This window comes from Streptomyces sp. NPDC000941 (assembly GCF_053599555.1).
This window is the reverse complement of the sequence record NZ_JBSFMM010000361.1, coordinates 1-6895: the sequence shown is the minus strand read 5'-3', so window position 1 is coordinate 6895 and position 6895 is coordinate 1. Positions and strand designations below refer to the sequence as shown.

Here is a 6895-nt window from a genome sequence, read left to right as displayed (position 1 = left end):
CCGGTGGTGTCGTACGAGACCGTGAGCCCACTGCCCGACACACGCTCGAGCAGCGCGGGCAGCGCGGCCCACCCCTCCAACAGGGCTGTCTGATCGGACCTTTGGGCAGCCCATCGTTACCGTATCCCCTCACCTGCAACTTCATCACCTCTCTGAATGGCAATAGGTCGGAGGTCTTCCTTATCGCCGAGCGAGCCTGCACTATGCCCGGTAGTTCACAACCAGGTATGGGAGGCATGTACGTGACCTCAGGGACGGGGAACGGAATCTCTCGGCGAGGTGTGATCGGCACGGCCGCCGCCGTCGGCACCGGAGGCTGGCTGACCGGATCCGGCACCGCATGGGCCGCGCCCCAAGGATCCTCGGCCCGGGCGGAAAACACACATGAGCGGCTGGTGAGAGCCGCCGCCATGCGGTGGCGGCGGCTGCCCGGCGACTGGAAGGACGGGCCCTTCCTCGGCAACGGGCTGCTCGGTGTGCAGATCTACCGGGGCGCCACGGCCAACTCCGTGAAAGTCATGGTCAGCCACAGCCAGGTGCAGGACCAACGGCCGCAGTGGCGCGCCCCGTACGGCTTCTCACGGCTGCCCATCGGCCACTTCGACCTCACGCTCGCCGGCGAGGTGACCGATATCGACTGGACCCTCGACCTCTGGGACGCCGAGCTGCGCGGCACCGTCACCACCACGCGGGGCAGCGTCCGCTTCTCCATGCTGGTCCACAACTCCCGTACCGCGCTGCTGATCTCCACCCGACCGAGCGCGGGCGAGCAGTCCGCGGCCTGGTCGTTCACCTGGATGCCCGCCATCTCGCCCCGGCAGAAGGACAAGCCAGCGGACTACACGGGCAACCCCGACGCCCGCACCGGATCCACGGGCGCCACCCACTACGTCCAGCAGCCCCTGGTCGCCGGCGGTGGGTGGGCCACCGCCTGGCGCGAACGGCGGGTGGGCACCGGCCGGCTGCTCGCCGCCCATATCGTCTACCGCTTCCCGGAGGGCTTGGACGGCACCACCGAGTTGGCGGTCGCCGAAGTGGCCCGTACTCTGGCCGCCGACCCGGACGAGCTGGTGCGCGAGCACCGCGGCTGGTGGCACCGCTTCTACCGGCGCAGCCTGCTGTCCGTACCCGACAAACGGCTCCAGGACTTCTACTGGATCCAGCTCTACAAGGCCGCGTGCGCCACCCGGGCGGGCGGACCCTCGATGTCCGAGTGGGGGCCGTGGTATCCGGAGACCGGCGGCAGCTGGACCGCGGTCTGGTGGAACCTCAACGTCCAGATCGCCACCTGGCTGATCCAGGGGTCCAACCACCTCGAACTCGACTCGGTCACCTCCACCTTCAAAGCCTTCGAGGAATATCTGCCGCTCTCGGTGCCACCGGAGTACCAGGACGGCCAGACCTACGCCCTCGCCCACCCCTCCGACTGGATGCTGCGCCCCGGCGCGAAGACCGTCGGCATCCCCGGCACCTCCACCAAGACCGACAACAACGGCAATCTCATCTGGGCCATGCACAACGTCTGGCTCAGCTACCGCCACACCATGGACGTGCGGATCGTGCGGGACGTCCTCTACCCGATCCTCGTCAAGGCGGTGAACTTCTACGACCACTTCCTCCACGAAGGCAGCGACGGCAGACTGCATCTGCCGCTGACCCGGTCGCCCGAGTGGGCGGACGCCGAGGACTGCACATACGATCTGTCGCTGCTGCGCTGGGGCTGCGCCACCCTGCTCGACTGTCTGCGCATCCTCCGTACGGACCATCCGCGCGCCCCGCGCTGGCGCGAAATCCTCCGGCGCCTGGTCGACTATCCGCGCGATGCGACCGGGATCATGATCGGCGCGGACAAGCCGCTGACCGAGTCCCACCGCCACTTCTCCCATATGTTGTGGCTCTATCCGCTGGGCGAGCTGGACTGGGACCGGGCGGGCGACCGGGACATCATGCGCACGACCTTCGACCACTGGGTCAGGGACCGCGCACTGTGGGCGGGTTACAGCTACGGCGTCGCCTCCTCGATGGCCTCCCGGATGGAGCGGCCCGAGGAGGCTCTGGACTTCCTCACCTTCTTCACCGACGGCAAGGTCGTCAACAACGCCTGGATGACCCCCAACACCATGTATGTGGAGGGCGGGAACCTGGCCACGGAGAGCCCGCTGACGGCGACCCAGTCGATCCTCGACATGGCCGTGCAGAGCCACGGCGGCGTCGTACGGGTCTTCCCCTCCCTGTCGCGGCGCTGGCCGGACGCCTCCGTCCAGTCCCTTCGCACCCAGGGCGCGTTCCTGGTGGACGCGGACCGCTCGGGCGGCCGGACGCGGTGGGTGCGCGTGCACAGCGAGGCGGGCGCGCCGCTGGTGCTGGCGCATGGCATCGAGGGCGCCGTCGACGTACGGGACGAGCGCGGCCGGCGGCTGAGGTACCGGGAGACGGCCCCCGGCCGTATCGAGATCCCGCTGGGCCGGGAGGGAACGGCGGTCGTCGTGCCGCGCGGCACCGACCCCGACCTGGATCCGCGCGATGTGCCGGCCGTGGGCGACGCCAAACCGTGGGGGCTGCCCGACTGAGCCGTAGCGGGCGTGGACAACTTGGGGCTTCGCCAGGACAGTTATGCCCACCCCGTGAAGACGCGGGGTGGGCGGGCGGCTTACGATCTTGTACCACCACGCCGCGGTCGAGGATCGTGCGCCGAACAGCCCGGAAAGCCCTGAAATGAGGAGATCACACGTGACCGCTCAAGGGGTAGCAGCCCAGACCGGAAGCGGACCGGAGCCCCCCAGCAGCCCCCTCAACCAGGGCAAGCCGCACAGCGCCCGGATGTACGACTACTTCCTGGGCGGCAAGGACAACTACGTCGCCGACCGCCAGGCCGCCGCCAAGGTGCTCACCATGTGGCCGGGCGTCATGATCGCCGCCCGCACCAACCGCGCCTTCATGCACCGCGCGATCCGGTACCTGGCCGCCGAGCGCGGCATCCGCCAGTTCCTCGACATCGGCACCGGTATTCCGACCAGCCCCAATCTCCATGAGGTCGCCCAGTCGATCACCCCGGATGCCCGGATCGTCTACGCCGACAACGACCCGATCGTCCTCGCCCACGCCCAGGCCCTGCTGGGCAGCGACCCGCGGGGGCGCACCGCCTACGTCGACGCGAATGTCGCCGATCCGGACACCATCCTGAACGCCCCGGAACTCACCGAGGTGCTGGATCTGTCCCAGCCCGTCGCCCTGAGCCTGTGCGCGCTGCTGCACTTCGTCCCCGACGATTGGGACCCGTACGGGATCGTGCAGCGCCTGCTCGAACCGCTGGCCCCCGGTTCGTATCTGGTGCTGAGCCACATCACGCCGGACTTCGACCCCGAGGCCACCCAGCGGACCGTGCAGATCTACCACAGTGGCGGCATCCAGGGGAAAATCCGGTCCAAGGCCGAGGTGGAACGATTCTTCACGGGTCTTGAGCTGGTCGAGCCGGGCATCGAGGTGCCGCACCGCTGGCACCCCGACCTCGCGGCCCCGGACACCGGGACGGACACCGGCGATGTCACCGACGAGGAGGTCTCCTTCTGGGTGGGAGTCGCCCGTAAGCCGGGCTCCTGACCCACCGTCCCGACCCGCCGGAACACGGGCCGCTCACACCCGGCCGCCGGGAGCGGCGCGGCGCTTGCCTTCTGAAGATCCCTGCGCGTCAATGAGCCCCATCTTCTGACCGGGCATCAGCGATGCGGACATGGATCGGACGGGACGAGCGATGAGACGTACCACTCCCGGATTACGCGCCACGGCCACCGCCGCCGCCTGCGCGGCGGTGCTCGCGGGGGCCGTGGCCCTGGCGCCCACGGCCGCCGCGGTGTCGCCGGACACCGCCACGGCCCCGTACGACTGCGGTGTGTACGGCACCGCCGATCTCACCCTCCACGCCACCCAGAACGGCACCCGGGCCACGCTCACGCCCCTCTTCCCGGGTCTGACCGCCCCGGTCGCGATCCCGGCGAACACCATCTCCGCCACTCTGCTGCTCGAGAAGAACGGCGGCCCGGGGACGACCAAGTTCACCAGCACATCCAGCCCGGCCATCCCGGCGGGCTTCCCGATCCAGGTCACGCTCGTCGGCACAGTGGCGCCCGGCGACAGTCTGGACTCCTATCTGGGCGGCGGCTCGCTGCGCATGTCGATCGGGGCCGTCGTGATCACCTGCGACGCGCTGGCCAAGCAGACGCCGGGCCCGTTCGTCTTCGACTGACCTCAGCGGCCCTCATGACTTACGGCTTGTGGCCGACCGCCTCCGCGTAGAACGTGCGGTCCACGACCCGGTCCTCGGACAGCGGGTCACCTTCGGTGACACCGGCCGCGGCGTATGCCTTCTGCAGGCGGTCCGCCGTGCCGTCGCGGATCTCCCAGTCCATGCGCAGCGATGGCACGGCGGCCAGCGTGTCCGGCTCGGCCTTGAGCGCTTCGCCGAGCTCCTTCACAAACGCCTTGTCCTTCTTGTAGTCCCCGGCGAAGTAGGTGTTCACGGTGCGGATGTAGGCGCGCAGAAACGCCACCCCCGCGTCCGGATCGCCCGTCAGCAGATCGGGGCCGAAGAGAAGGCCGCCCAGCGGTTCGCCCTGCGGCTGACCGCCGAGGAAGGCGTAGCCGGCGTCGCCGTCCACCTCGCGCCACACCGGGTCGAGCAGCCATGCCGCGTCCACACCGCCGTTCTTCAGTGAGGTGAGGACTTCGGCCGGGCCCAGCTGCTGGAAGCGGACGCTGTCCACGTCGGCCTGGTGCTTGGCCAGCACCTTCTCCATCGGATACATGATGACCGAGCCCTTGCCGATGAGCGTGCCGACGGTACGGTCCTTGAGGCCGACCTCACCGGCCGTCTGCCCGGGCCGCAGCCTGGCCCAGAACCCGCTCTTGGAGCCGGGCGCGGGCGAGAAGTTCCCGGCGACCCAGCGGATGTCGAACCCCTGCCGGATGCCATTGAGCACGCCCGCCTCCGGTGCCGCGTACTGGACGTCGATATCGCCCTTGGCCAGCAGCGGCAGCGCGTCGGGGGTGGGCAGCAGCTTCACCTCGACGTCCAGCTTCTCCTTGGCGAACTCGCCCTTGGCCAGGGCGATCTGCAGCGGCGCCAGGTACTCGGCGTTCAGGGTGCTGGCGGAGACGACGACCTTCGTCTTCTTCTTCAGCGGCTTGGGCGCGGGCGCGCCGGGCTCACAGCGGGCCGGCGCGCGGTCCTCGGACAGGTCGGAGGGGTCGGTCCAGCCCTTGGTGCAGCCTGCGACGGGCGCGATCGGACGGGCCTTGCGCTCGGCGCCTGAGTGCGCCGAGTCGGAGGTCTGCACATCGCAGGCGGTGAGGGAGCCGAGGACGCCCAGCAGGGTCACGGCGGTGGCCAGGGCGCGGGTGAGGAAGGGTCCGGGTGCTGGCATGGGTGTTGCCTTCCGGTTCCGGTGAGGCCGAGTTGAACAGGGGTCGGGAGTGAGTGTCAGGACTGGGGGCGGCCGCGGTCCCGCGGGGCCCAGGGAGTGAGTCGGCGGCCGACGAAGCGTACGAGTTCGGAGAAGACCACGCCGAGCACGGCCACACAGACGATGCCGACGAACATCACGTCGTTCTGGAACAGCGCCCGCGAGTCGAAAATGAGATGGCCGAGCCCGTTGTCCGCGGCGATCTGCTCGGAGGCGACGATCACCAGGACCGCCACCCCGGCCGCGACCCGCATGCCCACCAGGACCTGTGGCAGCGAGGCGGGTAGCAGCACATGGCGGAACATCTGCCAGGGGCCCGCGCCGAAGACCTGACCGGCCTCCCGGTACCCCTCCGCGACGCCCATCACGGCCGCCATCGTGGAGATCCAGACGAAGAAGAAGACGGTGGTGGCCACGAGCGCGATCTGCGGACCCTCGCCGAGGCCGAACATATTGAGGAACACCGGCAGCAGCGCGAGCTTCGGCACCACGTACAGCGCGTCGAGCAGGGGCTCAAGCGCCGCGCGGACGATCCGCACCGCGCCCATCACCAGCCCGACGACATAGCCCGCGGCCGTGCCGACCGCATAGCCGGCCATCACCCGCTGGAGCGTGGCCCACACGTCCGGCCACAGCTTGCCGTCGGCGGCGCGCTGCCAGCCGTCGGCCGCGATCGTGGAGGGGGCGGGGTAGACGCGGGGGTCGATCCAGTGCCGGTACGCGGCGAGCTGCCACAGCAGGATCAGCGCCGTGGGCACGGCGACGGCCAGGGAGATCTCGAGGGCGAGACGGCTCCGATGGGCGCGGACCGGATCGCGCTCCCGGGGCCCGGGGCGCCGGACCAGCACCGTCTCGGCGGGCCCGTCCGGTGCCGCATCGGCCTGGGCGGCGCGGCCCGCGCCGAGCCCGGTCTCGCCGTTCATGAGCGCTTCCCCGCGGGCTGCGCCATCGCGGCGCCACCGGCTCCCGTCTGCACCTCGCCGCGCAGCAGCTCCCACAGCTCGGACTGCAGCGCGGCGAACTCCGGGGAGCGGCGCAGCTGTCCGGTGCGCGGGCGCTCGAACGGCGGCCGTCGTTCGGCGATCACCCGGCCCGGCCTGGCGGACATCACCACCACCCGGTCCCCGAGCACGATCGCCTCCTCCAGGCTGTGGGTGACGAACAGCGCGGTGGTGCGGGTCGCCTGGCAGACCGCGAGCAGTTCGTCCTGGAGGATGGTGCGCAGCTGGGCGTCGAGCGCGGCGAACGGTTCGTCCATGAGCAGCACCTCCGGCTCCACGGCGAGCGCGCGGGCGATCGCGACCCGCTGCCGCATACCGCCGGACAGCGCGGCCGGGTAGGCGCGGGGAGGATACGGGCGCCACGTACCCGGTGGTCCCGCAGGAACGGCTCGCTGCCGTCGAAGTGTGTGCGATACGCGACGTCGTCGCCGTCCG

5 protein-coding genes and 1 pseudogene are annotated in these 6895 nt (G+C 70.3%); 3 read left to right on the top strand and 3 right to left on the bottom strand.

Features of this window, described 5'->3' with window-relative positions; all coding sequences use genetic code 11:
- The first annotated feature begins 242 nt into the window (after positions 1 to 242).
- The 3 genes from ACWDSL_RS50745 to ACWDSL_RS50735 all read left to right on the top strand — a co-directional run bounded on the left by ACWDSL_RS50745 (position 243) and on the right by ACWDSL_RS50735 (position 4243).
- The gene (locus ACWDSL_RS50745) at positions 243 to 2570 is read left to right on the top strand and encodes a glycosyl hydrolase family 95 catalytic domain-containing protein (protein ID WP_450496226.1); all 2328 of its coding nucleotides are present in this window, start codon (positions 243 to 245) and stop codon (positions 2568 to 2570) included.
- A 160-nt stretch (positions 2571 to 2730) separates the two neighbouring features.
- Positions 2731 to 3600 (top strand): SAM-dependent methyltransferase, encoded by an 870-nt coding sequence (locus ACWDSL_RS50740; protein WP_450496224.1) that lies wholly within the window; start codon positions 2731 to 2733, stop codon positions 3598 to 3600.
- 151 nt (positions 3601 to 3751) lie between these two features.
- Positions 3752 to 4243: a hypothetical protein gene (locus ACWDSL_RS50735; protein ID WP_450496222.1), complete on the top strand. Its 492-nt coding sequence runs from the start codon at positions 3752 to 3754 to the stop codon at positions 4241 to 4243.
- A 19-nt stretch (positions 4244 to 4262) separates the two neighbouring features.
- On the opposite strand, the gene ACWDSL_RS50730 is transcribed toward ACWDSL_RS50735, so the two are convergent.
- From ACWDSL_RS50730 to ACWDSL_RS50720, 3 genes and pseudogenes are all read right to left on the bottom strand, one after another.
- Positions 4263 to 5420 carry an ABC transporter substrate-binding protein gene (locus ACWDSL_RS50730; protein ID WP_450496220.1) on the bottom strand — a complete coding sequence of 386 codons (1158 nt, stop codon included), beginning with the start codon at positions 5418 to 5420 and terminating at the stop codon, positions 4263 to 4265.
- Positions 5421 to 5476: 56 nt separating this feature from the next.
- Positions 5477 to 6382, bottom strand: a complete 906-nt coding sequence (locus ACWDSL_RS50725; RefSeq protein ID WP_450496218.1) for an ABC transporter permease — start codon at positions 6380 to 6382, stop codon at positions 5477 to 5479.
- Positions 6379 to 6801: pseudogene (locus tag ACWDSL_RS50720) on the bottom strand (ABC transporter ATP-binding protein); the annotation flags it as partial. The gene ACWDSL_RS50725 and the pseudogene ACWDSL_RS50720, both read right to left, overlap by 4 nt.
- Positions 6802 to 6895 lie beyond the last annotated feature (94 nt).

Bases quoted from the DNA above. Each gene is read 5' to 3' on its own strand.
- ACWDSL_RS50735 (WP_450496222.1), top strand. From the start codon at position 3,752: ATGAGACGTACCACTCCCGGATTACGCGCCACGGCCACCGCCGCCGCC.
- ACWDSL_RS50730 (WP_450496220.1), bottom strand. From the start codon at position 5,420: ATGCCAGCACCCGGACCCTTCCTCACCCGCGCCCTGGCCACCGCCGTG.
- ACWDSL_RS50725 (WP_450496218.1), bottom strand. From the start codon at position 6,382: ATGAACGGCGAGACCGGGCTCGGCGCGGGCCGCGCCGCCCAGGCCGAT.